This is a genomic window from Nocardia sp. NPDC003979, from assembly GCF_053605015.1.
The window spans coordinates 52481-75956 of sequence record NZ_JBSGIJ010000001.1; the positions used below are offsets into that span (position 1 = coordinate 52481).

At 69.3% G+C, this 23476-nt stretch carries 27 protein-coding genes; 11 read left to right on the forward strand and 16 right to left on the reverse strand.

Annotated elements, in window-relative coordinates:
- The first annotated feature begins 130 nt into the window (after positions 1-130).
- A complete protein-coding gene (locus tag ACWEVR_RS00245) occupies positions 131-754 on the forward strand; it encodes a hypothetical protein (RefSeq protein ID WP_067492443.1) in 624 nt (207 codons plus the stop codon).
- A gap of 68 nt (positions 755-822) precedes the next feature.
- Here the strand turns inward: ACWEVR_RS00245 and ACWEVR_RS00250 are convergent, their stop codons facing one another.
- Positions 823-1983 (reverse strand): hypothetical protein, encoded by a 1161-nt coding sequence (locus tag ACWEVR_RS00250; protein ID WP_452465210.1) that lies wholly within the window; start codon positions 1981-1983, stop codon positions 823-825.
- Positions 1984-2220: 237 nt separating this feature from the next.
- Between ACWEVR_RS00250 and ACWEVR_RS00255 the strand changes: the two genes are divergently transcribed.
- Positions 2221-2874, forward strand: coding sequence for a hypothetical protein (locus ACWEVR_RS00255; RefSeq protein ID WP_452465211.1), 654 nt, complete (start codon positions 2221-2223; stop codon positions 2872-2874).
- A gap of 73 nt (positions 2875-2947) precedes the next feature.
- Here ACWEVR_RS00255 and ACWEVR_RS00260 read toward each other — a convergent pair whose 3' ends face one another.
- The 12 genes from ACWEVR_RS00260 to ACWEVR_RS00315 form a co-directional block, all read right to left on the reverse strand.
- A complete protein-coding gene (locus ACWEVR_RS00260) occupies positions 2948-3523 on the reverse strand; it encodes an alkaline shock response membrane anchor protein AmaP (RefSeq protein WP_452465212.1) in 576 nt (191 codons plus the stop codon).
- The gene (locus ACWEVR_RS00265; RefSeq protein ID WP_452465213.1) at positions 3520-4056 is read right to left on the reverse strand and encodes a DUF6286 domain-containing protein; all 537 of its coding nucleotides are present in this window, start codon (positions 4054-4056) and stop codon (positions 3520-3522) included. The genes ACWEVR_RS00260 and ACWEVR_RS00265 overlap by 4 nt, the downstream gene beginning before the upstream one ends.
- Positions 4053-4406: an Asp23/Gls24 family envelope stress response protein gene (locus ACWEVR_RS00270; protein ID WP_452465214.1), complete on the reverse strand. Its 354-nt coding sequence runs from the start codon at positions 4404-4406 to the stop codon at positions 4053-4055. Before ACWEVR_RS00270 ends, ACWEVR_RS00265 begins: the two co-directional genes overlap by 4 nt.
- On the reverse strand, positions 4403-4591 hold the full coding sequence (locus tag ACWEVR_RS00275) for a hypothetical protein (RefSeq protein WP_067492453.1): 189 nt from the start codon (positions 4589-4591) through the stop codon (positions 4403-4405). The genes ACWEVR_RS00270 and ACWEVR_RS00275 overlap by 4 nt, the downstream gene beginning before the upstream one ends.
- A gap of 1 nt (position 4592) precedes the next feature.
- Positions 4593-5060: an Asp23/Gls24 family envelope stress response protein gene (locus tag ACWEVR_RS00280; protein ID WP_452465215.1), complete on the reverse strand. Its 468-nt coding sequence runs from the start codon at positions 5058-5060 to the stop codon at positions 4593-4595.
- A gap of 73 nt (positions 5061-5133) precedes the next feature.
- Positions 5134-5469, reverse strand: coding sequence for a hypothetical protein (locus ACWEVR_RS00285; RefSeq protein ID WP_452465216.1), 336 nt, complete (start codon positions 5467-5469; stop codon positions 5134-5136).
- Positions 5466-5834: an Asp23/Gls24 family envelope stress response protein gene (locus ACWEVR_RS00290; protein WP_452465672.1), complete on the reverse strand. Its 369-nt coding sequence runs from the start codon at positions 5832-5834 to the stop codon at positions 5466-5468. The genes ACWEVR_RS00285 and ACWEVR_RS00290 overlap by 4 nt, the downstream gene beginning before the upstream one ends.
- 5 nt (positions 5835-5839) lie before the next feature.
- The gene (locus tag ACWEVR_RS00295; protein WP_452465217.1) at positions 5840-6412 is read right to left on the reverse strand and encodes an Asp23/Gls24 family envelope stress response protein; all 573 of its coding nucleotides are present in this window, start codon (positions 6410-6412) and stop codon (positions 5840-5842) included.
- Positions 6403-6966 carry an RNA polymerase sigma factor gene (locus ACWEVR_RS00300; protein ID WP_452465218.1) on the reverse strand — a complete coding sequence of 188 codons (564 nt, stop codon included), beginning with the start codon at positions 6964-6966 and terminating at the stop codon, positions 6403-6405. Before ACWEVR_RS00300 ends, ACWEVR_RS00295 begins: the two co-directional genes overlap by 10 nt.
- A 119-nt stretch (positions 6967-7085) precedes the next feature.
- Positions 7086-8408, reverse strand: a complete 1323-nt coding sequence (locus tag ACWEVR_RS00305) for a sensor histidine kinase (protein WP_452465219.1) — start codon at positions 8406-8408, stop codon at positions 7086-7088.
- A 41-nt stretch (positions 8409-8449) separates the two neighbouring features.
- On the reverse strand, positions 8450-9160 hold the full coding sequence (locus tag ACWEVR_RS00310) for a response regulator transcription factor (protein ID WP_356985994.1): 711 nt from the start codon (positions 9158-9160) through the stop codon (positions 8450-8452).
- Between the two features lie 137 nt (positions 9161-9297).
- Complete coding sequence (locus tag ACWEVR_RS00315) at positions 9298-11328, reverse strand: AMP-binding protein (RefSeq protein WP_452465220.1); 2031 nt, start codon at positions 11326-11328, stop codon at positions 9298-9300.
- A gap of 262 nt (positions 11329-11590) precedes the next feature.
- On the opposite strand from ACWEVR_RS00315, the gene ACWEVR_RS00320 reads away from it, so the two are divergent.
- From ACWEVR_RS00320 to ACWEVR_RS00335, 4 genes are read left to right on the forward strand one after another with little or no spacing between them, the layout of a single operon-like run.
- The gene (locus ACWEVR_RS00320; protein ID WP_452465221.1) at positions 11591-15340 is read left to right on the forward strand and encodes an ATP-binding protein; all 3750 of its coding nucleotides are present in this window, start codon (positions 11591-11593) and stop codon (positions 15338-15340) included.
- Complete coding sequence (locus ACWEVR_RS00325; protein WP_011207200.1) at positions 15337-15750, forward strand: roadblock/LC7 domain-containing protein; 414 nt, start codon at positions 15337-15339, stop codon at positions 15748-15750. The genes ACWEVR_RS00320 and ACWEVR_RS00325 overlap by 4 nt, the downstream gene beginning before the upstream one ends.
- A 7-nt stretch (positions 15751-15757) precedes the next feature.
- Entirely contained in the window at positions 15758-16132 is a 375-nt protein-coding gene (locus ACWEVR_RS00330) for a DUF742 domain-containing protein (protein WP_067492470.1), read from the forward strand.
- Positions 16113-16715: a GTP-binding protein gene (locus tag ACWEVR_RS00335; RefSeq protein ID WP_174550224.1), complete on the forward strand. Its 603-nt coding sequence runs from the start codon at positions 16113-16115 to the stop codon at positions 16713-16715. Before ACWEVR_RS00330 ends, ACWEVR_RS00335 begins: the two co-directional genes overlap by 20 nt.
- 49 nt (positions 16716-16764) lie before the next feature.
- On the opposite strand, the gene ACWEVR_RS00340 is transcribed toward ACWEVR_RS00335, so the two are convergent.
- Positions 16765-17307, reverse strand: a complete 543-nt coding sequence (locus tag ACWEVR_RS00340; protein WP_452465222.1) for a hypothetical protein — start codon at positions 17305-17307, stop codon at positions 16765-16767.
- Complete coding sequence (locus tag ACWEVR_RS00345) at positions 17304-17579, reverse strand: helix-turn-helix transcriptional regulator (RefSeq protein WP_452465223.1); 276 nt, start codon at positions 17577-17579, stop codon at positions 17304-17306. The genes ACWEVR_RS00340 and ACWEVR_RS00345 overlap by 4 nt, the downstream gene beginning before the upstream one ends.
- 83 nt (positions 17580-17662) lie before the next feature.
- Between ACWEVR_RS00345 and ACWEVR_RS00350 the strand changes: the two genes are divergently transcribed.
- Entirely contained in the window at positions 17663-19159 is a 1497-nt protein-coding gene (locus ACWEVR_RS00350) for a carboxyl transferase domain-containing protein (protein ID WP_452465673.1), read from the forward strand.
- 93 nt (positions 19160-19252) lie between these two features.
- Entirely contained in the window at positions 19253-20107 is an 855-nt protein-coding gene (locus ACWEVR_RS00355; RefSeq protein ID WP_452465224.1) for an aldo/keto reductase, read from the forward strand.
- On the opposite strand, the gene ACWEVR_RS00360 is transcribed toward ACWEVR_RS00355, so the two are convergent.
- Complete coding sequence (locus ACWEVR_RS00360) at positions 20088-21206, reverse strand: NAD(P)-binding domain-containing protein (protein ID WP_452465226.1); 1119 nt, start codon at positions 21204-21206, stop codon at positions 20088-20090. The genes ACWEVR_RS00355 and ACWEVR_RS00360 overlap by 20 nt on opposite strands.
- 91 nt (positions 21207-21297) lie before the next feature.
- Between ACWEVR_RS00360 and ACWEVR_RS00365 the strand changes: the two genes are divergently transcribed.
- The 3 genes from ACWEVR_RS00365 to ACWEVR_RS00375 are packed head-to-tail and all read left to right on the forward strand — an operon-like array spanning position 21298 to position 23468.
- Positions 21298-22026, forward strand: coding sequence for an enoyl-CoA hydratase (locus tag ACWEVR_RS00365; RefSeq protein WP_067492584.1), 729 nt, complete (start codon positions 21298-21300; stop codon positions 22024-22026).
- The gene (locus ACWEVR_RS00370; RefSeq protein ID WP_452465227.1) at positions 22026-23159 is read left to right on the forward strand and encodes an MBL fold metallo-hydrolase; all 1134 of its coding nucleotides are present in this window, start codon (positions 22026-22028) and stop codon (positions 23157-23159) included. Before ACWEVR_RS00365 ends, ACWEVR_RS00370 begins: the two co-directional genes overlap by 1 nt.
- Positions 23160-23219: 60 nt before the next feature.
- Positions 23220-23468 (forward strand): antitoxin, encoded by a 249-nt coding sequence (locus ACWEVR_RS00375; RefSeq protein ID WP_067492586.1) that lies wholly within the window; start codon positions 23220-23222, stop codon positions 23466-23468.
- Positions 23469-23476 lie beyond the last annotated feature (8 nt).

The window sequence follows — 23476 nt, forward strand, 5'->3', positions numbered from 1 at the left end:
TGTGCGGCGAGTGTGACCGGAGCCATAGCTCCCCGTGTGTCTCGTTTCCAATGCGTTGTCCATGACAGTGACTTGTTCGATTCGCCCGAGGCCCGGCTGCTCGGGTGATTCGGGAGGGAGATTCTCGATCATGTTCCACCACAAGGTTGTCCGTCACGCGCTGGCCGCCGTGCTGCCCGTCGCCGTCGCGGTGAGCGTGGTCGGTGCCGGGACGGCTTCGGCTGAATCCGATCAGGTGCGCTTCGCGCAGGGGCTGGCCAGCACCGGCGAAGGGTTCAGCACGACCGTCGCCCCGGATCTGCGCACCGTGTCGGCCTCGCTGTCCGAAGGTCGTTTCGTGCTCGGCCCGCAGGGTGTGGTCGTCGAATCGGCCGCGGGCGAGCAGACCGGGCAGATCCCCACCTCGTTCACCACGGCGGGCGGAAACCTCATCTCCCTCGCCACCGAGATCGCCGCCGACGGTCACAGTCTCACGGTGACCCCGCGGCCCACCCCCGCCGCGACGGCCGAACTGCGCACCATCGCCACCAACCCCGCCGCGCAGTTCCCCGACCCGGTCCAGAACGCCGCCGCCATCGGCGCGGGCATCGGCCTCATCGCCGCCGCCGTCGTCTGCATACCGATGATCACCACGATGATCCTCTACCTGCCCTGCGTCGGCCTCGTCGGCCTCCCCAACGCCCTGGTGGGCGCCCTGATCGGCGCCATCGTCGGCGTAGCCGCCCCGGACGTCATCCCCCAGATTCTGCCCTGACCCCGAAATCCCTGCGGCCCGGTCTACTTCGACCGGGCCGCAGGCTTTCCAGCGCATATACCGGGAGGTTACTCGTGGACGATCTCGACAGGGTCGGTGAGGGCGAGGGCCAAGGCGGATTGTTGCGATTGCCCGCGTGGGGGGAGGGCTTCGAGTGCCTTGCTGGTTTGGGTGTTGAGGTTGCCGACGATGTTCTGCAGGGCGCCTACGCCGCCGGTGAGTTGTTCGATGGCCGAGACCAGTTGGGCGCCGCCCTGTTCGGCGAGGGTGGGGAGGTCTTTGGCGAGGGCGGCGCCCTGGGTGAGCTGGTCGCGGGCGCTGTTGAGGCGGGCGACGACAGTGCGCAGGAGGGTGCCGAGGTCGGTGTTGGGATCGACTGCAGCGCCGGTCAATTCGCTCAGACCGGCCAACTGGGTGCCCGCCTGGTTCGAGACCGCTTGGAGCGCTTCGAGTTTGGTGATGATGCCGGCCAGCTGGGGGTCGGCGGCGAAGGGGAGTGCCTTCAGTGGCGGCAGGATCTGGTCGAGACCTGAGCCGAGGGCGGCCGCGCTGTTCTGTACGCCCGCAATGGTCACGCCGGTGGAGCTGAGGGCATCGGCGAGCTGGGTGGCCTGCAGTGCCGCACCGTCGACGGTCTGGTTCAGCAACTCGATCGCTGAAGTGAGCTGTCCCGCACCCTGTTTGGCGAAGTCGAGGAAGCCGAGCAACTGCTCCGCCCCACCGCTGAACTGGTCGGCCCCATCGGCGGCCGCGTTCACGCCCGCGCTCAGGAGCTGGGCGGTGAACTGCACCGAAGTCATCTGATTGCGCGCCTGCGACACCGCCGCGAGCGCCGCATCCACGCCGGACGCGCCGATCCGATGAGTCACCACGTCGACCGCGCCGTTCACCGTGCCCTGGTCGGCGCCTTCATGAGTGGTGACGGTGACCTTGGCGCGCTGCGGTGTCGGCGTGGCGAGGGTGGCCATGGCCGAGGTGAGATCGGCGGGCAGCGTGATCACCGCGGCGTAGTCGCCGGGGTCGACCTCGCCGGGCTTCGCGAGCGTCCACTCGTAGCCGCCCGCCTCCTGCACCGCCTTGGCGACCCGTTCGCCGGTCGGTCCGGTGTCGGCGTTGACCAGTGCGATCCCGGTCGGCGCGGAATCCGTTGTGGCGCAAGCGGCGACGGTGGCACCGGTGAGCAGGACGGCGGTGAGCAGGCAGAGCAGGCGGGCGCGTGTGTGGATCACAGCGCGACGGTATCGGGACAGTTCGGTGCGGGTCGTGGGGGTTGTCTGAGAGTTCGTTGAGGAACACCGGTTCCCACTCATCGAGACTGTTAACCCCCGAACGCTATGTGCTGTGTCACAGTTCCGGTTTCGCAGCTGTTCTATTCGGTACAACTCTCGAGTCAATCGACATCGAGATTTCTTCGATTCGTCCGGGGGTTCGGGGGTCGCCGGAGGCATCGGGAGGGAGACATTTTCATGTTCCGCCACACCATCACCCGTGCGAGTCGCCGCGCGTTCGTCGCCGCGCTGCCGCTGGCCGTCGCCACCTCGCTGGTCACCGCGGGCACCGCCGCCGCCGACGTGACCGAGCGTCAGGCGCAGATCGCCACCGGCCTGTCCAGCGTCGTCTCCGAGGGTGGTGTCGACTTCCGCAGCTCTGTCTCGCCCGACCTGCGCACCATCTCCGCGACCGTCGAGAACGGACGCTTCGTGCTCACCCCCGACGCGCTGACCGTGGTCTCCGCCGAGGGCGTCACCGTCGGTGAGGTGCCGCTGAAGCTGAACACCGTCGACGGCAACGCCATCGCGGTCGCCTCCGTGGTCTCGGCCGACGGCAAGAGCGTGTCGATGGCCCCCGCGCTGTCGGCCGACACCAGCACCGAGCTGAAGAACATCGCCACCGACCCGGCCGCCGCCAACCACGACCCGGTCCAGAACGGTGCCGCCGCGGGCGCGACGATCGGTGCGATCGCCGCCGCCATCCTGTGCGTCCCGGCCCTGGCCGCGTTCATCATCGGCTACGTCTTCTGCGCCATTCCCGGCGTGATCTCCACCGCCATCACCGGCGCGGTCATCGGTGCCGTCATCGGCCTGGTCATCCCGGAATCCGTCCCCCAGGTCCTGCCCTGATGATCCGCACCCGCGGACGGTAGCCCCCGGCTCGACACACGAAAGCCCCGCACTCGCCGTGCGGGGCTTTCGGCTACCTGGCGCGCTTGGTTCTGCCGCGATCGGCGATCCGGAACTCGACGCTCACCGGAATCGCGCTGAGCTCCAAGGCCGTTCGCAACCGGGGAACGGCGTGACCGAGGATCCGTTTGCGCAATGCGGTCAGATCGGCGTCGGGGTCGGTCTCGACCAGCAGATGCAGATCGGGTGCCAGCTTTGTGCCCGAGAGCCGGGCGGTAGCAGAGCGAACCCCATCGTAGGTCTCGATGTCGGCGGCAACCGGTTCGGCCGCGGCACCGGAACCTAGGCGGGTGTACCCCTGCTCGGTGGAGTCCCCGAGCTGCCACACCGTTTGCTTGGGCAGGCGCGTGAATTGAGCGGCCAGCCACCGCAACGCGGCGAGCGCGAGGACGACGGCTCCCGCCACAGCGAGGAAGAAGACCCAGCGCGGTGGTTCCGCCGTCCCGGGGACCAGCGGTGCAGCGCGCGATATCCGGGCGAAGGCACCCAGGTGTGCCGCGATCAGCAGCCCGCCCGCCGTGGTGAGCGTGAGGCCGAGCAGTCCGAGCAGTCCGCGATTGAGCCGGGCGGGCCGGTTGACGACGGTCATCGCGTACCTCCTGGTCCGATCGTGCGCAAGCTGGTGCGCAAGCGGGGGACAACGGCCGGCCTGATCCGGTCCAGCCGGGCGGCCACGGCCGTGCCGAGATCCTCAGCGGTCCGCTCGGCGGTGTGACTGGTGTGCCCCGCGATATGGATCTTCTTGCGGCGCAACCGGACCCGCGCCTTCTCGACGCCGTCGACGGCGCCCGCGGCATCAGTGAGCGCGTGCCGCAGGCTGCGCCGAGCGATCCCGGCCTCGAGATCGTCGCCGGGTTCCAGCGCGAGCACCACCGGCTTGCCCGGTGTCACCGCGACCGCGAGCAGCGCCAACCCCACCGCGGCGAGGAGCGCACCCGCACCGAGCACCCACACGCTGTCCCACGACGTGTCGTGCAGCCGGGTGGCAAGGCTGTCGTAGGAAACCCATTCCCGTGACCCGGTGAGCCGCTGGATCAGCGACACCGCGACGAGCACGGCGGCGCCGAGCAGCGCCAGCGCGACGACGACGGCCGGGACGACCCGGCGGGGGCGACGCGTCATCGGACTCTCCTTTCCGGCGGTTCGGGAACCATGGCCGACACCTCGATGTCGACCCGCGGCACGGTCAGACCGGTCAGCGCCTCGGTCCTGGCGATCAGGTGCGCGCGGCACGCGTCGGTGACAAGCGCGACCGGCGACGGATAGCGGACCGGGAGCCGGACGTGCAGGGTGGCGCCGGTCCCGACGACCTCGGCGCGCACCCGCACATCCGGTTCGACCCCGGCCACCTCGGTCGCGGCCCGAGCGGCGATGCGCCGTACGACGCGCTCGTCGATCGTCGTCGCCCCTGGCAGCTCGGTGGCCTCGGGACGCGCGGTGACGCCCGGGAGTTCGGTGGCGGCGCTGGTCACCGCCTGCTCCGATCCTGCGCCGACCGCAGCAGCCCGGACAGATCGACTTCACCGTCGAGCCAGCGCCCGATCAGCAGGCCGAGGCCACCGAAGATCAGCACTACGGCGAACGCGCCGAGCCCGCCGAAAGCAGCGGCGAAGCCGAGGGACAAGCCCATGACGAGGCAGATCGTGGTGGCGTTCATGTCACTGCACCCGGTCGCGGGTCGGCTGCTCGTTGTCGGACTCGTCTTCGATGTAGACGTCGTTGACGTTGATGTTCACCTCGACGACCTCGAGTCCGGTCATCTGCTCGATGGCCGTGATCACGTTGCGGCGCACCGCGCGCGCCAATTCGGCGATGGCGACGCCGTATTCGACGACGAGTTCCAGGTCGACGGCGGCCTGCTTCTCGCCGACCTCGACCGAGACACCCTGGCCGATGCTCGAGGAAGCGCCCGGAATGCGGTCGCGCAGTGCGCCGATCGCGCGGGCGGTGCCACCACCGAGGGCGTACACGCCGCGCACCTCACGTGCCGCGAGCCCGGCGATCTTCTGGACAACGGTATCGGCGATCGTCGTCGTGCCCTGGTCGGTCGCCAGCGCGCCCGTACCCTTGCCCGGTGCGCCGGTCTTCTCGACGGCCTTGCTGTTCTCGGTGCTCGTGCTGGTCATAACTTCCTCCGATGGTGTTGTGCTCCAACATTTCTCGAACTAACACTGGTAAGACACCGTGGTCGGGGTTTCGTCACGGGCGGGGAACGTGATCTGGATCGCTCCCGCCCGCAACGGTTTCGGCGTGCAGGTCGACCACATGGATCCGCAACCCCGCGCCTGCCCACGGGGTGTCGTCGAGCAGCGGGCGAATCGCGGCCTCCAGCTTGTCGATCAGCGGACGCAGCGGCAAACTCGCGGCGACCACACGCAACTGCACCGCCGTCTCATCGAGATCCACCGCCGAGCTGCCCGCGTTCCACGGCAACCAGCGACTGTTCTCCAAGCCCATCGGGACAGCGGGATGCACTCCATCGACGGCATCGATGGCCGCGACGATCCGGTCGATCAATTCCGTCTCACCGCTCACGATCGCCCCGGTTCGATATCGAGTACCCACACCGTCACCTCGTCGACCTCGGCGCCGGTGTCGTCTGTGACCGCTCGCGCGACAGCCTGCTGCACCGCCCGGCCGACCTCGCCGACATGCGCCGACGCCGTCAGCGCCAGATCGACCTGGAGGCTGAGCAACCCGCCGGTGCGCCGCACCCGGACACCGGCCGAAGCGGCGGGTTCCTGTCCGATCCAGAGCCGACGTCCCGTGCGGGCGAGTTGACCGACCAGGCCGAGCACGCCGGGCTCGAGCCGGGCGACCCCGGACACCGAGGCCGCCGCCCGCGCGGCGACCGCGGCGATCACGGCGTCGCCGACGATCAATTCGGTTTCGGGGAGCATGCCGGTCACCGGTCCTCCTCGTAGATGTCGACAACGGTGAGGTCGAGCCTGCCCAGGTGCACGCCGACCCGTGCGGTGGCCGCGGCGCGCACCCGCTCGCGCACCAGCGAGACGACGTCCTCGATGCGCGGCACACCGTGGCGCACGGCGATGGTCATGTCGACGACGATCACCTGCTCGCCGTCCGCGCCGGGCTCGCTGCTCTGCACCCGGCAACCGCGGGCGCGCACGCCGTCGACGGTGTCGGCCGCGAACCGCAGCACAACGGCCACCGCCTGCTCGCTGACCTGGATGGCGCCGGGATGAGGGGTGTCGAGGGTGAGGGTGCGGCCACGGCGCACATCGGCGCGCACGGCCGACATGATGCGCCCGAACAGGTCGGGTGGGGGTGGGTCGGGTTCCTCGATCAGTTCGCGGGTGGCCGTGCGCAGGGTCAGCAGGCTCTCCCTGGCCGCGGCGCACTGCGGGCACGTCGCCTCGTGGCTGTCGGCGTCGGTGTCGTCGAGTCGTTCCCACACCTGTTCGAGACCGCGTCCGCACGGGAGCAGGTAGTCGTTGTCGTTGTGGGTCACCGCCATGGCTTCATCACCTCTGCCAGTTGGGCTCGGGCACGCGCGATCCGTCCGCGCACCGCAGTGCTGTTGGTGCCGACGATCTCGGCGATCTCGTCATAGGAACGGCCGTGCACTTCGCGCAGCAGCCAGCAGGCCCGCTGTTCGGGCGTGAGCAGTTGCAGCGCGTCGGTCAGCGCGGCCATCTGGCTGCTCACCTCGGTGGCGTGATCGGGTCGGGTGTCGGTGCGGGTCGACGCCGTGGTGTCGGGGTCGACCTCGGTGGAGGGGCGGCGCGCGCGGATGACGTTGAGGCACCGGTTGGTCGTCATCCGGTAGAGCCAGCTCGCGAACGCGGCGTCGTCCTGCAGGCGCGTGATCGTCCGCCAGGCCTTGAGGAACACCTCCTGGGTGACGTCCTCGGCCTCGGCGCGGTCGGCCAGCATCTTGGCGGCCAGCCGGAACATCGGTCCTTGATAGCGCAGCACCAGCTGCTCGTATGCGCGGACATCGCCGTCACGCGCCCGACCTGCCAGGGTCGCGTCGTCCAGCTCTGTCTCGGCCGCGGGTGACGTCGTCACACGCCCACCTCCTCCGCTGCTCCTGTGATGGACACCGACGCGCAGGACATCGTCACGGCGAATTATGAGTGATCGTCGTCTCTGTCCCGGTTCCCCGAGGTCCCAGGGGTGTCGCGATCTCAGACAGCGGGGCGGATCGGCAGGTCGAGGACCAGCCGTGCGCCGCCGAGGGAGCTGTTCTCGAAGTAGGCCCGCCCCCCGTGCAGCTGTGCCTGCTGGGCGACCAGAGCGAGGCCGAGGCCGGAGCCGATCTTCGTGGCGTTGGAACCACGGGCGAACCGCTCGAACACCCGGTCGCGTTCGGCGGCGGGAACACCGGTGCCGTTGTCGTCGACCGCGATGACGACGCGGTCGGCGCCCACGCGGTGAGCCGAGACGACGGCCTCGGTCGCGCCGCCGTGCTTCACCGAGTTGGTCAGCGCGTTGTCGACGGCAAGGCGCAGGCCCGCGGGTAGACCGCGGGTGATCAGTTCGGCGTCGGTATCGATGCGCACCGACAGGCCGGGGTTGTGCCGCATGGCGTCGTGCGCGGCCTGGTCGCACAGGTCGGCCACATCGGTGGCGACATGGTCGGCTTCGGCGGTGAGGTCACCACGGGCCAGCCGTTCCAGTGCCGAAAGCGTCGTCTCGACGCGGGTTTCGGTGCGGGCCAGATCGTCGAGGATCTCGCGGCGCTGGGCGTCGGTGAGATCGAGCGTGCGCAGTACCTCGAGGTCGGTGCGCATCGCGGTGAGGGGTGTGCGCAGTTCGTGGGCGGACACGGCGGCGAAATCGCGGGCGGTCTCCAGCGCGGCGGCGGTCTCGGCCTGGGCCTGATCGACGCGGGCGAGCATGGTGTTCACCGCCTCGGCGAGTTTCTCCGCCTCGTCCACACCGGAACCGTCGACCGGTTGGGCAGGATGGTCGGGATCGGGGAAGGCGCTGCGCGCCGAGACCTGCCGGGTGAGCCGCACGATCGGGTCGACAGCCCGACCGGCCAGGAGCCAGCCGAGGGCGGCCGCCGCGGCGACCGCGATCGCGGCGCCCGCGAGTACCCAGCGCTGCTGATCAGCCGTTGCCTTCGCCGCCTCGGTGGTCGGAATGGCAAGCGACACAGTGCGACCCGCCGGCTGGTTCTCGGTGGTGGTGAGCACCCGGTAGGGCTGGTCGTTCACCTCGACGGTCTGCGAGCCGGGCGCGAGGTCCGGCAGCTGGGTGGAGCTGGACGCGGTCACCTGGCCGTTGTCGCGCACGGTGAGCGCCATCGTGTTCTGCAGCCCGGTCAGATTCACGAAACCGGTGGCGAGCACCGGCTCGATCAGCACGATGCGCGAGGCGATTTCGAGTTGCTGATCCGTCTGGGTCACATTGTTGCGTTCGATCGCTTGAAAGCCGACGAACGCGGCAATGCTCACGATGATCACCGCACCCGCCGCCGCGGCCGCCGCGACCCGTGTTCGCAACGAAAACGATTGCCTGCGACGGACTTTCGGCGACCGCACGGTCATTTAGGTTCCCGCAACACGAAACCGACGCCGCGAATAGTGTGCAAAATCCTTGGCGTGTCATCTATTTCGAGTTTGCGCCGAAGGTATCCGACGAACACGTCGACCACATTCGTATCGGCTATGAAATCGTAGCCCCACACCAATTCCAGCAGCCGCTCACGCGTGAGCACCACACCCGCATTGCGCGCCAGGGTGGACAGCAATTCGAATTCCCTTTTGGTGAGCTCGATTTCCCGCCCGTGCAGCAGTGCGCGATAACCCGCGACATCCACCTGCAGCGGGCCGACGGTGATCGCGCCGGGCGCCACCTGATCGGGCGTGTCGGTTCGCCTGCGCAGCAGGGCGCGGATGCGGGCGACCAGCTCGGCCAGCTCGAACGGTTTCACCAGGTAGTCGTCGGCACCCGACTCCAGCCCGGCGATCCGGTCGTCCACCGAGGCGCGGGCGCTGAGCACGCAGATCGGCACGTCGTTGCCCATGGCCCGCAGCGCCGTCACCACCCCGGCGCCGTCGAGGACCGGCATGTTCATATCGAGCACCACCGCGTCGGGCGCGTGCTCGGACACCGCCCGCAACGCGGCGCCACCGTCGCGGGCGACGAGCACCTGGAACCCGGAGAGCCGCAGGCCGCGCTCCACCGAGGCGAGCACGTCTTCGTCGTCGTCGACGACCAGCACAGTAGCGGCAGCGGCGGCACGTTCAGTCACGCTGTGACATTAGCGGCTGGCGCCGCGGTTCTCGGCGCTTGACTCCGCCTCTTCCCTCCCTCCGGGCACTGCTTCGTCGCACCCTCCGGTCGGTCCAGAGGCGGAGGCGCGCCGAGAACAGGGGAAGCCGGGCGGTTCTAGGAGGTAGGGGTTACCTGGTCGCCGTCGGGGGTGGTCGGCCTGCCGAGCGGGGGATTGGCGAGGATGCGGTCGGCCAGGGCGGTGAGGACGGCCGGGTCCTCGATGGTGGCCGGGGGTTCCACGTGTTCACCGGCGGTGAGCTGGCGGATGGTCTTGCGCAGGATCTTGCCCGAGCGGGTCTTGGGTAGGCCGGTGACGACGATCGCGTCGTGCAGGGTGGCGATGGCGCCGATCTGCTCGCGCACCCGTTCCACGAGCTCGTCGCGCAACTGGTCGGGCTCGATGTCGATGCCCTGCTTGAGCACCACATACGCCAGCGGCAGGCTGCCCTTGAGCTCGTCGGGCACGCCGATCACGGCGCACTCGGCGACGGCCTCGTGCCCGGAGATGGCGGCCTCGATACTGCCCGCCGAGAGCCGGTGCCCGGCGATATTGATGACGTCGTCGGAGCGGCCGAGGACGTAGAGGTAGCCGTCTTCGTCGAAGTAGCCGGAGTCGCCGGTGAGGTAGTGGCCGGGGAACGCCGAAAGGTAGGAGCGCACGAACCGCTCCCGGTTGCGCCACAGGCCGCTCAGGCAACCGGGGGGCAGCGGCAGGCCGATGACGATATTGCCCTCGGTGCCGTTGGGTACCGGGTTGCCGCTGGCATCGAGCACCCGCAGGCGGTACCCGGGCACCGGCACCCCGGCGGAACCGGGCTTCACGGGCAGTTCCTGCAGGCCGAGCGGGTCGGCGCAGATGGGCCAGCCGGTCTCGGTCTGCCACCAGTGGTCGACCACCGGAGTGTCGGGATGACCGGCGAGCAGGGTGTCGCTGGCCCACTCGAAGGTGGCCGGGTCGAGCCGCTCGCCCGCGCAGAACAGCGCACGCAGCCGGGACAGGTCGTGGCGATGGGCGGCGGTGGCCTCCGGGTCGGCGCGGCGGATGGCACGCAACGCCGTGGGCGCGGTGAACAGCACACGCACGTCGTGCTCGTCGACGATGCGCCAGAACGCGCCCGCGTCGGGGGTGCCGACGGGTTTGCCCTCGTAGAGCACCGTGGTCGCACCCACGAACAGCGGCGCGTAGACGATGTAGGAGTGGCCGACCACCCAGCCCACATCGGAGGACGCGAAGAACACCTGACCCGGGCCCACGTCGTAGATATTGCGCATCGACCAGGTGAGGGCCACCGCGTGGCCGCCGTTGTCGCGCACCACGCCCTTGGGCTTTCCGGTGGTTCCCGAGGTGTAGAGGATGTAGAGCGGGTCGCAGGCGCCCACGGTCACCGGCTCGGCGGGCTCGGCGTCGGCGACGGTGGCGTCCCAGTCCAGCCAGCGCGCGGCGACGGTCTGATCCGAGGCGGGCAGCACGTCGGTGGCGGGCTGGTCCTGGGCGAACTCGATGGTCGGGAACTGTGGGCGCTGTTTGACGAGCACCGTGCGCACCGAGGTGCTCTCGGCCAGGTCGAGGGCCTGCAGCACGATCGGCGGGTACTCGATGCGGCGGCCCGGCTCGAGCCCGCCCGACGCGGTGACGACGAGCACCGGCTCGGCGTCGTCGATGCGGGCCGCCAGCTCGGGTGCGGCGAACCCGCCGAAGACCACCGAGTGGACCGCGCCGATGCGGGCGCACGCGAGCATGGCGATCACGGCCTCGGGGATCATCGGCAGATAGATCACCACCCGGTTACCGGCGACCACGCCGAGATCACGCATCGCCCCGGCGAAGCGTTCCACCTCGCCGAGCAATTCCGCATACGTATAAGTCGTTGTGGTGTCGGTCATGGCCGACACATAGATCAACGCGGCCTGATCCGAACGTCCACCTTCGGCGAGAGTTCCGCCGCGCACATGCCGGTCGAGGGCGTTCACACAGGTATTGAGCTTGCCGTCGGGATACCAACGGGCCGAACGTTTGTCGGCGGCATCGAGAGTGTGCTCGGGGGCGAGATCCCACTCGATCTCGCGAGCGGCGGCTGACCAGAAGTCGGCTGGATCGACCAGGCTGGTCTGATAGACCGGCCGGTACTCGTGTTCGGTGTCCAAGCCTGTGACTCCTAGCCTCGCTTCGTGCCCGCTCGATAGATCCTGATGATTGTGGCAGACTTCACGCGACACCCGAGGGGGTGCCGCGACCTTTGGTTTTGCCTGTAACGGGCTGGTCATCGCGCGGACCTCTACCGGGAGTCGGCCAAGAAGTTATTGATCCGTTAGAATCTGTTGTCACTTATTCGGGCAGTCGTAGACGCAATTTCTCGGCCAGCCGCAGTTCTCGGCCAGCACCGTCTGGCGAGCCACCATTGCGCCTGTGGAGGTTCGTGATGGCGCACGGTACGAGGCCAGTTTGGAAAGTGAGTGGGAGATGCGTGACGCCGCTAGGTCCGGCAGCAAGCGCTGGGCGCTCGGCAACTGGGACCTGCGTTGGAAGGTTACGGCCGTCTTGGCTGTGCCTCTCGCGGTCGCGGTCGGGCTCGGCGTGTCGAGGATTACCTCCGAGTTCACCGAGGCCAACCGGCTTTCGAGCATCAACGAGCAGGTAGACGCGATTCCGTCGGTCACCTCGCTCAGTGCTGTGACCGCGCGGGTGACCGGTAGCCAGACGGTGCCCGCCGGTCCCGGGGTCACCCTGGTGACCGATCAGGACCTCGTCGACCTCGACGCTGCCATCGCCGAGGGCGAGGCCGAGCTCGGTCGACTCGTCGACCTGCCGAAGGCGCACTCCGCGCTCGAGCGGATGATCGCCCAGGCCAAGAATGTGCGTGCCCAGGGCAAGGGGCTCACGGCCTCGCCCGATACCGCGCTCGCCTCGGTCGAGCAGATGCGCAAGGACAGTGTCTCGATCGTCGAGTCGACGATCGCCCAGGTGAGCAACCCGGTGATGGACACGGCCAAGCTGCGCCTGGTCGACTCGCTCAACACCCGGTCGATCCTCGTCGATCAGCTGGCCGCGATCTCGGAGATGCTGCGCGGATCGCCCGCGGGCCCGCAGAACTACCTCACCGGCGTGGCAACCGAGCGTCACCTGCTCGACGTGCTCGCCAACCGCTTCCCCGACGGCGACCAGGTGCTCGCCGACCTCAAGACCCAGGCCGACATCCGCCAGAACCTGGTGAGCGGGCCCGACGTGGCCGCGGGCAAGCTGCCGATCGGCGAGATGCGTACCTCGCTGGTCACCAGTCTCGTGGCCTACGAAACCGTCGTCGACGAGTCGACCAAGGCCATCGAGACCTCGATGGACGAACTCACCACCTCGGCCGCCACCGGCGCCTGGACCTACACCGCGGTCGTCATCGCGACCATCCTCGCCGCGCTGCTGCTCGCCGTGTTCGTCGCGCGCTCGATGATCGTGCCGCTGCACCGCCTGCGCCTGGCCGCGCTGCGCGTCGCCGAGTCCGATCTGCCCCACGAGGTCGCCCAGCTCCGCAACGGCGCCGCCCCCGAGGACGTGCCGCTCGAGCCGATGCCGGTGCGCTCCGACGAGGAGATCGGTCAGCTGGCCCGCGCCGTCGACGACATCCACGGTCAGGCGCTGCGCCTGGCCAGTGACCAGGCGCAGATGCGTTCGCAGGTCAACGACATGTTCGAGACGCTGGCGCGCCGCTCCAAGTCGCTCGTCGACCATCAGCTCACCCTCATCGAGGCGATGGAGTACGACGAGAAGGACCCGCGCCTGCTCGAGAACCTCTTCCGCCTCGACCACCTCGCCGCGCGTATGCGCCGTAACGGTGACAACCTGCTGATCCTCGCCGGCACCAAGCAGCGGCGTTCCAAGTCGGCCCCGGTCGAGATCGCCGACGTGCTCCGCGCCGCGATCTCCGAGGTCGAGGACTACGAGCGCGTCAAGCTCGGCGCCACCCCGCGCGGTTCGCTCGTCGAACCGGCCGCCTCCGACCTGGCGCACCTGTTCGCCGAGTTGCTCGACAACGCGCTGCGCGCTTCGCCGCCGGAGACCGACGTCAAGTTCACCTTCGCCCAGGCGCACGACCAGGGTCTGCTGATCGAGGTCGCCGACCGCGGCATCGGTATGCCGCCCGCGGAGATGACCGACATCAACCGCAGGCTCGAGCAGGCCGCCGAGCCCGGCCCCGACACCGCCCGCCACATGGGTCTGTTCGTGGTCGGCCGTCTGGCCGAGCGGCACGGTCTCACCGTCCGCCTGCGCCCGACGTTCGACACCGCGCGCGATCCGGGCGTCACCGTCACCGTGCACGTGCCGGTCGGCCTGATCGTCTCGGGTGCGGGTGGCGCGGTCGTGCCGCCGAACCAGCTGCAGAAGCAGCAGCAACCGCCGCAGCCGCAGAAGCCGCAGCCCCAGCAGCCGCAGCAGCCGAGCACCATGCAGACCCGGGCGATCACCCGTACCCCGGGTGGCAACATGATGGTCACCGTCGACCCGGGCGTGAGCCCGCCGCCGACCGGTCCCGGTGGACTGCCGCAGCGTCAGCCGGGCAATGCCATGGCGCAGACGCAGGACGGCAACGAGCAGTCCACGTCGTTGCGCCCGGCCACCCCCGGTCAGGGCAATGTGCCGCAGCGCGGCAAGCTGGCCGCGGCCAACCTGCCCAAGCGCAATCTGGCAGCGGGTGGTCCCGGCGCGCCGCAGCGTCCGCAGCCACCCCAGCCGCCGCAGGGCAAGCCGGGCGAGGTCAAGCCCGCGCCGACGGCCGGTGGCCTGCCGCAGCGTCAGCCGGGAGCCAACGGTGCTCCCGCCCGCGAGCAGGGTCAGCCGCCGCGCGACGCGGCACCCACCCGTGAGGGCGGTCTGCCGCAGCGTGCGCCGGGTGCCAACGGTGCCCCACCGGCCGGTCCGCCGCTGCGTGACCCGTCGAATCGCGCGCCCCAGCGCGATCAGACCGGTGGTCTCCCGCAGCGTGATCCGGCTGCCGGCGCGCCCTCGGGTGGGCTGCCGCAGCGCGCCCCCTCGGGTGGGCTCCCGCCGCGCGAGCCGTCCAACGGTCTGCCGCAGCGCGAGCCGACCGGCGGCCTGCCGCAACGTGATCCGGCCAACGGCCTGCCGCAGCGCGAGCCGACCGGCGGTCTGCCGCAGCGCGCGCAGAACAACCCGCCGACCGGTCTCCCGCAGCGCGGCACCCCCGCCCCGCAGCGTGATTCCGAGCCACTGCAGCGTGATCCGTCGACGGGCCTACCGCAGCGTGGTGGCCCTGCGCCGCAGCGTGATTCCGAGCCGGTGCAGCGCGACCCGTCGACCGGTCTGCCGCAGCGTGGTGGCCTGCCCCAGCGCGAGCCGACCCCGCGTCTGCCGCACCGCGAGCAGTCCGGCGGCCTGCCGCGCCTGGACAACCCAGCAGGCGGTCTGCCGCAACGTGATCCGGCCAACGGGCTGCCGCAGCGCAACCCCGCCGGTGGCCTGCCGCAGCGCACCCCGTCGGAAACGCCCGCCGCCCAGCGGGATCCGGCCGAGGGCGGCCTGCCGCAGCGCGCGCCCGGTCTCCCGCAGCGCGGTGAAGCCGCGCCGGAGCGCCCACTCGGACCGAATGGGCTGCCCCAGCGTGCTCCCGGCGCTACTGTGGTACCGCAGGCGAACGCCGGGCCGGGAGTGGCTCTGCCGCAACGGGATCGGGGTCCTGCGGAGCCGGGGAACGCTGCGTCGGCAGGGCGTGATCCGGGACGGCACAGCTATCGGTCGAATCCGGCCAAGGCCGCGTCGTTCTTCCAGACCAGGTTGCAGCCGGCACCGGAGGGCGATTCCGTGATGGGCGGAACGCCGATCTTCGCGGAGATGATGTCGGCGTGGCTCACGGACGAGAATTCCGACCGGTCCCAGCTGGCCGCCGCCTTCGAATCACCCGGTGACGAAGGTTGGCAGGCCGCGCGACGGGCCGCCGAGGCGCAGGCCGAGGCCCGCACGGCCGCCGGCTTGCCACAACGCAATCCGGGCGGAAGGCTCGTGCCCGGTGGCGTGACCGGTAACGCCGACCGCACACCGAAGCGCGACCCTGAAACCATCAGGTCCAGCTTGAGTCGTCACCAGCAGGGCGTCCGGGATGGCCGCGCAATGAAGGCAATGAACCTAACCGGAGATAAAGGAGACCGATGAACCCCGATCTAGGTGGTACGAACCGTCAGCTGGATTGGCTGGTTTCGAACTTCGCCAACGAGGTTCCTGGCGTAGCCCATGCTGTCCTTGTCTCGGCCGACGGCCTGCTGATGGCCGCCAGTGCCCAGCTACCGGTCGACCGCGCGGAGCAGCTGTCTGCTGTCACCGCCGGTCTGGCCAGCCTGTCCGTCGGCGTGTCGAATCTGTTCGAAGGCGGTACGGTACTGCAGTCCGTCGTCGAGATGGAGCACGGTTACCTGCTGCTGATGGCGGTGGGCGACGGCTCCTATCTCGCGGTCCTGACCAACACCTCGTGTGACATCGGTCAGGTCGGCTACGAGATGGCTCTGTTGGTCGAGCGTGTGGGCCAGACCGTCCAGGCCACGCCACGCGTCACGATGGGTTCCTGATGGTGGGATGGACATAGACGATCACCGCATGGGAAGCGCCGAGCCAAGCCTCGTTCGCCCTTACTCGTTGACTTCCGGCCGTACCCGGCCGGCAGTCGAGTTGGCGTTGGAGGCTCTCGTTGCCTCGCATCCGGTCGCCATGGAGCGGCAGTTCGAACTGAACAACCTCGAAACGTCCATCGTGGAGTTGTGCAGACAATCGCCGTCCGTCGCCGAGATAGCCGCCCAGCTGCGCATCCCCATCGGGGTTGCGCGGGTACTGGTGGCCGACCTCATCGAGGCCGGTCATGTTCGGGTCTCGGCGACTTTGAAAGACGATTCCAGCGACGATGAACGTCGCGAGCTGATCGAAAGGGTTCTCAGTGGACTCCGGCGTATTTGATTCGACGGCGCAGGTCGACACCCGCACGAGCAAGCCGACTTCGGCGAAGATCGTTGTTGCCGGTGGCTTCGGTGTCGGTAAGACCACGTTGGTCGGTGCGGTGTCGGAGATCGTTCCGCTGCGCACCGAGGCGTTGGTGACCAATGCCAGTGCTGGAATCGACAACCTCACCGGCATTCCGCAGAAGTCGACCACCACGGTGGCCATGGACTTCGGCCGGATCAGCCTCGCCGACGACCTGGTCCTGTACCTGTTCGGTACGCCGGGCCAGTACCGGTTCTGGTTCATGTGGGACGACCTCATCCGCGGCGCCATCGGCGCCGTGGTGCTGGTCGACACCCGCAGGCTGGAGGACAGCTTCGCGGCCGTCGACTACTTCGAGGCACGTGGCCTGCCGTTCCTGGTGGCGCTCAACGAGTTCGACGACGCACCGAAGTACCCGCTCGAGGACATCCGCCAGGCCCTTGCGGTCCCCGCGGATGTCCCGATCATGTCGATCGACGCCCGCCGCCGCGAGCCGGCCAAGCAGGCACTGGTCTCGCTCACCGAATACGCGCTGCGCAAGGTGATGCAGGGCTACTGATCGGCGGGTGGGGCTGCGTCGATGAAGGCCGCAGCCCCGGTCTCACCCGTCAGGGTTCCGGTTCGGGATCGGGACGGGTCCAGCCGATGATCATCGCGGGCGCGCAACCGCCCGCCATGATCGCTGCCAGCAGCATGAGTCCCCCCGCGTAGGCGGTGCGATACGCCGTGGCTTCGGGGGCGATAGCGCTTGCCCCGATCAGGAAGAACAGACCCGGCAGGGTCAACGACTGGGTGAGTGCGAGGCCGACCGAGCGGGCTTTGTTGCGCTCGGCGATCTCGAATTCGTCGAGCATCTGTTCCGGCGCGTAATCCTGTCCGCCGCTGGCGATTCGCAGCATGGTCCAGGCGGGCAGGAACAGCAGGAGCGAGATCGTCGCGAGCACGACCGGCACGACCTGCAGGTCGAATGCGCACAGCACGCCCGCGATCGCCACTCCGGCAAGCGCGGTCGCGGTGCCGATCACCAGTAGCCGCCGACGTCGAAGCGGTCGCCAGCTTTTCAGCATGCCCGCCGTGCGCTGTTCCTGCACGAGCCAGCGCCGCACCCGATAGTCCTGATAGCGGTCGATCAAACCGGTCGCGCTGGTCATGACGTGCCTTTCGTTCGTGGATACACCTCGGCCGAGAGCGGGCCGAATTCCGTGCGGGAGAAGACCGCCTCCACCGGCAGGGCGAACACGTCGCAGATGCGCAGCGCCAGGTCGAGGCTGGGGTAGTGGTCGCCGCGCTCGAGCGCGCCGATCGTCTGGACATTGACATTCACCGCGTCGGCCAGGGCCGACCGGCTCATCCGCTGTTCGGCGCGCAGCACCGCGATGCGGTTGTAGATCGGGAGGGTTTCCCCTCGTCTTACTGGGCTCACACAACGTAGTGTTGTAAAAACACAACATTCTGTCAAGGCTATCCGCGATATCGTGATCGCCCGGCTACGCTCTGCTCGTGCAGATGTCGGCGAATGAGGTGATCGCGCGGCTGCTCGACGTGGATTCGTTCGTGAGCTGGGATCGCCCACCGATCGGGCGTGCCGCCTCGCCGCGCTACCGCCAGGAGCTCGTCGACGCGAGCCGCCGGGCGGGCACCGACGAATCGGTGCTCACCGGCGAGGGTCTGCTGCGCGGGCGGCGGGTGGCCGTGATCGCCTGTGAGTTCGGGTTTCTCGCCGGGTCGATCGGAGTGGCGGCGGCCGAGCGGATCGTCGAGGCGGTGGAGCGCGCGACCGAACTCGGGCTACCGCTGATCGCCTCGCCGACCTCGGGTGGCACCCGGATGCAGGAGGGCACAGTCGCTTTCGTGCAGATGGTGAAGATCGCCGGTGCGGTCGCCGTGCACAAGGCGGCCGGTCTCCCGTACCTGGTTTACCTGCGCAATCCGACGATGGGCGGCGTGTTCGCGTCGTGGGGATCGCTGGGTCACATCACCTTCGCCCAGCCGGGTGCACTCATCGGCTTCCTCGGGCCGCGCGTGTACGAAGCCTTGTACGGCAAGCCTTTTCCGCCCGATGTGCAGACCGCTGAGAACCTCTACCGCAACGGTGTGATCGACGGGGTGGTGCCGATCGAGGTCTTCCGCCGGATCGCGCATCGCGCGTTGAGTGTGTGCGCGGGCCTGCCGCTTCCGTTGTCCGCCGAGCCGGGTTGGGCTGCGCCCGTGCGTAATCCGGGCGTCCCGGCGAATCCCGCGGCCACAGCATGGGATTCGGTGCTCAGTACCCGGCGGCCCGGCCGCCCGGGCATTCGTGACCTGCTTCGCCATACCAGCCAACGGGTTCCGCTGTCGGGCACCGGCCAGGGCGAAACCGACCGCACCGTCCTGCTCGCCCTCGCCCGGTTCGGCGGGCAGCCGTGCGTGGTGTTCGGGCACGACCGATCCGGCCGCCTCGAGGAGCAGACCATGAGCCCCGCCGCGCTACGCGAGGCCCGCCGGGCCATGGCGCTGGCGGGGGAGTTGCGGCTGCCGCTGGTCCTGGTGATCGACACCGTCGGCGCCGCGCTGTCCAAGGAGGCGGAGGAACGCGGTCTTGCGGGTGAAATCGCCCGCTGTCTGGCCGATCTCGTCACCCTCGACACCCCGACGGTCTCGGTGCTGCTCGGTCAGGGCACCGGCGGTGGCGCCCTCGCCCTGCTCCCCGCCGACCGGGTGCTCGCCGCGCGGCACGGCTGGCTCGCGCCGCTGCCGCCGGAAGGTGCCAGTGCCATCGTCTTCCGTGATACCGAGCATGCGCCGGAACTCGCCGCGGCCCAACGCATTCGCTCCGCGGATCTGCTCGAGGACGGCGTGGTGGACCGGATCGTGGAGGAGTATCCCGACGCCGCCGACGAGCCGGTCGCCTTCGCCCGCCGCGTCGTCCTGGCGATCGCCGAGGAACTGGCCGCCCTGCGCACCCACCCACCCGAGGAACTGCGCACGCTGCGCCTGGCCCGCTACCGCCGCATCGGCCGGTGACAAAACCGACCCCCGCCCCGGTTCGCACACCTGGGGAAACACGCGAGGTCGCGTCGTTGACGCCACCGGCAACCACTTCTACCCTTCGGTAGGGTGACCTTCCGCAGCGAAAGCAGTCCTGTTCCCACCATCGTGCTGGGCGATGGGAACGTCATACCGCAGCTCGGCTTCGGTGTGTTCCAGGTGCCGGAGGAAGACGTCACCACTGTGGTCGCCGAGGCGTTGAAGGTCGGTTACCGCAGTATCGACACGGCCGCGATCTACGGAAACGAGGAAGGCGTAGGTCGCGCGATCCGTGCCTCGGGGATTCCCCGCGACGAGATCTATGTGACAACCAAGCTGTGGAACTCCGAGCAGGGTTACGACAGCACGCTGCGTGCCTTCGACACCAGCATGCAGCGTCTCGGCCTGGACTATCTCGACCTGTACCTGATCCATTGGCCGGTGCCGAAGGCCGGTCGTTTCGTCGACACGTTCCGCGCGTTCCAGGCCTTGAAGGCGCAGGGCCGGGTGAAATCAATCGGTGTCTCGAACTTCCGGATCCCCGATCTGGAGCAGGTGATCGCCGAGACCGGCGAGATCCCCACCGTGAACCAGATCGAGCTGCATCCCACCCTCGCCCAGCCCGAACTACGCGCCTTCCATGCGAACAACGCCATCGCCACCGAGGCGTGGAGCCCGCTCGGGCAGGGCACCCTGCTGGACGATCCCACCATCGTGAGCCTGGCCAAGGAGCTCGATCGCACGCCCGCGCAGGTCATCATCCGGTGGCACCTGCAGCTGGGCAATATCGTCATCCCGAAGTCGGTGACGCCCTCGCGCATCGCCGAGAACTTCGACGTGTTCACCTTCGAACTCGACGCCGACGCGATGGCCGCGATCAACCGCCTCGATCGGGGCACCCGGATCGGCCCCGATCCGGCCACCTTCAGCGCCGGTCTGGACTGATCGCCAGGTAGTCGCTCAACTCCCGGGCGGCTGCCCGGCCTGCCCGGTTGGCGCCGATCGTGCTGGCCGACGGCCCGTAGCCGATCAGGTGCACGCGGGGGTCGACCGCGACCTGGGTGGCCAGACGGCCGGTCATCGTGATGCCGCCGCCGGGCCCGCGCAACCGCAGCGGGGCCAGATGGTCGAGGGAACTGCGGAAGCCGGTCGCCCACAGAATCACGTCGGCGGGCTGGAAGGTGCCGTCGGACCAGCGCACGCCGGTCGGCTCGATCCGTTCGAACATGGGCAGCCGGTCGAGTACGCCTCGGTCGCGGGCGGCGCGCAGCCGGTCGTCGAGCGGCAGCCCGGTCAGCGACACCACCGAGCCCGGCGGCAGACCACGGCGCACCCGGTCCTCCACCGCGGCCACCGCCGCGCGCCCGTCCGCTTCGGTGAACGGTGTCTCGCGCCAGCGTGGCTCGGTCCTGGTCACCCAGGTCGTCGAGGTGACCCGGGAGATCTCGTCGAGCAACTGCACCGCCGAGATACCGCCGCCGACGACGATCACGTGCTTGCCCGCGAATTCGTCGGCGCTGCGGTAGTCGCGTGTGTGCAGCTGACGTCCGGCGAAGCTGTCGGCGCCCGGATAGCGCGGGATGAACGGGTGTTCCCACGTGCCGGTGCCGTTGATCAGCCCGCGCGTGCGCAGTGTTCCGGCACTGTCGGTTTCGACCTGCAGCACCTCACCGCGTCCGGCGCAGCTCTGCCCGTCGGCGGTCCGGTCGCAGACCACCCGCACCGAAACCTGACGGCGAACCCGCAGGTCGAACCGCTTCTCGTAGAGCTCGTAGTAGTGCGGGACGGCGGTCGCGGCCGGCGCCGAGGACGACCCGGGCGGCAGGGTCTCGGCGAACGACATGCCGGGCAGGTCGTGCACCCGGTTCACGGTGGTCAGGGTGAGCGAGGGCCAGCGGAACTGCCAGGCACCGCCCGGTCCCGGCGCGTGGTCGACGATGAGGAAGTCGCGTTCGGGCACCAACCCCAGCCGGCGCAGGTGATAGCCCGCCGACAGTCCGGCCTGGCCCGCGCCGATCACCACGATGTCGAAGTCGGTTCCCACAGCCGCCGATGGTATGCCTTACCGGGCGCCGACCGCTGACTGTGGCAGAGTGAAGACAACCACGTGATCCGGTACTTCTGTGGAGGAATTCATGCTCGGCGTGACCCGCGATGGCGACGTGATCACCATCGAACTGCAGCGCGAACAGCGGCGCAACGCGCTCAACGAGGAGCTGGTCGCCCAGCTGCGCACCGCCATGCTCGAGGCCGTCGACCAGGGGGCGCGCGTCATCGTGCTCACCGGGCGTGGCCCGATCTTCAGCGCGGGCGCCGACCTGTCCGGTGTGTACTCCGAGACCTTCCTGACCGGTCTGCTCGACATGCTGCACACCATCGAAAGCCTTCCGGTGCCGGTCATCTCGGCGATCAACGGTGGCGCGATCGGCGCCGGTGTGCAGCTGGCGCTCGCCTCGGACCTGCGAGTGATCGAGCCCGACGCCTATATCGCGGTGCCCGCCGCCAAGCTCGGCATCTCGGTGGACCGCTGGACCGTCGCCCGGTTGGCCGCCCTGATCGGCGGCGGCCCGGCCCGCACCATCCTGCTCGGCGCCGAAACCGTCAGTGCCGCGGACGCTTACGCGTTCGGCTTCGCCAACAAGATCGGCACCGTCGCCGACGCCAAGGCCTGGGCCAAGTCGATCGCCCAACTCGCGCCGCTGTCACTGCGGGCCATGAAGCTCATGCTCAACGACGACGGCACCCGCGCTCCGGCCAGCGAGCAACTGGAGACGGCACTGTCGGCGGCCTGGACCAGCGACGACGCGCAGGAAGGCCGGCTGGCCCGGCAGGAGAAGCGCCCGGCGAAATTCCAGGGGCGCTGATGAATCCGGCACGGGTCGCGGGTTCGGTGGCGAGTGCGCTCGGGCTGGCCTGGGTGGCGCGTGCCGTGTGGGGGCTGCCGAGGGCACTCGGCGCCGGGCCGTCGGAGATCGCGCCCACGGCGCTCGGCAAGTCGTCGTATCGGGACGGCCGTTTCCACAACACCGAGGCCAGCGCGATGATCGCGGCCGGTTCGGCGGCCTCGCTGGTGTGGTCGGGGCTCACCCAGGGGCGGGTCGGGCGACCGAGGCGGCCGGTTCCGCTGGTGACGCCCGCCGTACCCGAGCAGGCGGAGGAACTGGCCGTCACCTGGTACGGGCATGCGAGCGCGCTGATCGAACTCGACGGGTACCGCGTGCTGACCGACCCGGTGTGGAGCGAGCGGGTCTCGCCGTCGCCGGTGATCGGGCCTGCCCGGTTGCATCCGGTGCCGGGCGCGCTGTCCACCCTGCCTCGGGTCGACGCCGTCGTCATCTCCCACGACCACTACGACCACCTCGACAAGCCGACCGTCGACGAGCTGGTCCGCGCCCAGCGCGCGCCGTTCGTGGTCCCGATGGGAATCGGCGCACACCTGCGGCTGTGGGGCGTGCCGGACGACCGCATCATCGAATTGGATTGGGGCGGTTCGGTTTCCCTCGGCCACAAGGCCGGCGACCGTGGTCTGACCATCACCTGCGCCGAGGCCCGTCACTTCTCCGGCCGCGGCCTCACTCGCAACACCACCCTGTGGGCGTCGTGGGCGCTGGCCGGGCCGACCAAGCGGGTGTATTTCGGCGGCGACACCGGGTACACGAAGGCGTTCGCGCAGGCCGGTGCGGTGCTCGGCCCGTTCGACCTCACCCTGCTCCCGATCGGCGCCTACGACGAGCGCTGGACCGATGTGCACATGACCCCCGAGGAAGCGGTGCGCGCGCACGCGGCCCTGTGCCTCGGCGACCCCGGCTACGGGCTGCTCGTCCCGATCCACTGGGCCACCTTCAACCTGGCCTTCCACGGCTGGGCCGAACCGGTGCACCGGCTGGTGTCGGCGGCCGCCGCGGCCGGAACCGCGATCGCGGTGCCCAAGCCGGGTGAGCGGGTGGTTCCGAATGACCTCCCACCACGGGTTTCGTGGTGGGAAGATGTGGAGTGAACCTTTCGGCTTAGTGCAGCGATGGGCGATCGCGCAAAACTGGGAAAGGAACATCGGCAGATGAGTCTCGTGGACACCTTGAAGGGCTTGCTCGGTAAGGGCAAGGAGGCCGCCGCGCAGAACGCGGACAAGATCAACGATGCGGTCGACAAGGCAGGCACCTTCATCGACGACAAAACCAAGGGCAAGTACAGCGACAAGATCGAGAAGGGCAAGGAAGCCGCCAAGAAGGCCGTGCCCCCGCAGCAGCCGGGCTCGGGACCTGCCACGGGCGGCACCACCCCGACCGATCCGGGGCCCAAGGCCTGATCCGGTGC

Excerpts from the sequence above, each read along its gene's own strand:
- ACWEVR_RS00245 (WP_067492443.1), top strand. The coding sequence starts at position 131 with ATGTTCCACCACAAGGTTGTCCGTCACGCGCTGGCCGCCGTGCTGCCC.
- ACWEVR_RS00255 (WP_452465211.1), top strand. The coding sequence starts at position 2,221 with ATGTTCCGCCACACCATCACCCGTGCGAGTCGCCGCGCGTTCGTCGCC.
- ACWEVR_RS00260 (WP_452465212.1), bottom strand. The coding sequence starts at position 3,523 with ATGACCGTCGTCAACCGGCCCGCCCGGCTCAATCGCGGACTGCTCGGA.
- ACWEVR_RS00265 (WP_452465213.1), bottom strand. The coding sequence starts at position 4,056 with ATGACGCGTCGCCCCCGCCGGGTCGTCCCGGCCGTCGTCGTCGCGCTG.
- ACWEVR_RS00275 (WP_067492453.1), bottom strand. The coding sequence starts at position 4,591 with ATGAACGCCACCACGATCTGCCTCGTCATGGGCTTGTCCCTCGGCTTC.
- ACWEVR_RS00280 (WP_452465215.1), bottom strand. The coding sequence starts at position 5,060 with ATGACCAGCACGAGCACCGAGAACAGCAAGGCCGTCGAGAAGACCGGC.
- ACWEVR_RS00290 (WP_452465672.1), bottom strand. The coding sequence starts at position 5,834 with ATGCTCCCCGAAACCGAATTGATCGTCGGCGACGCCGTGATCGCCGCG.
- ACWEVR_RS00295 (WP_452465217.1), bottom strand. The coding sequence starts at position 6,412 with ATGGCGGTGACCCACAACGACAACGACTACCTGCTCCCGTGCGGACGC.
- ACWEVR_RS00325 (WP_011207200.1), top strand. The coding sequence starts at position 15,337 with ATGAACCCCGATCTAGGTGGTACGAACCGTCAGCTGGATTGGCTGGTT.
- ACWEVR_RS00330 (WP_067492470.1), top strand. The coding sequence starts at position 15,758 with ATGGACATAGACGATCACCGCATGGGAAGCGCCGAGCCAAGCCTCGTT.
- ACWEVR_RS00340 (WP_452465222.1), bottom strand. The coding sequence starts at position 17,307 with ATGACCAGCGCGACCGGTTTGATCGACCGCTATCAGGACTATCGGGTG.
- ACWEVR_RS00350 (WP_452465673.1), top strand. The coding sequence starts at position 17,663 with ATGTCGGCGAATGAGGTGATCGCGCGGCTGCTCGACGTGGATTCGTTC.
- ACWEVR_RS00365 (WP_067492584.1), top strand. The coding sequence starts at position 21,298 with ATGCTCGGCGTGACCCGCGATGGCGACGTGATCACCATCGAACTGCAG.
- ACWEVR_RS00370 (WP_452465227.1), top strand. The coding sequence starts at position 22,026 with ATGAATCCGGCACGGGTCGCGGGTTCGGTGGCGAGTGCGCTCGGGCTG.
- ACWEVR_RS00375 (WP_067492586.1), top strand. The coding sequence starts at position 23,220 with ATGAGTCTCGTGGACACCTTGAAGGGCTTGCTCGGTAAGGGCAAGGAG.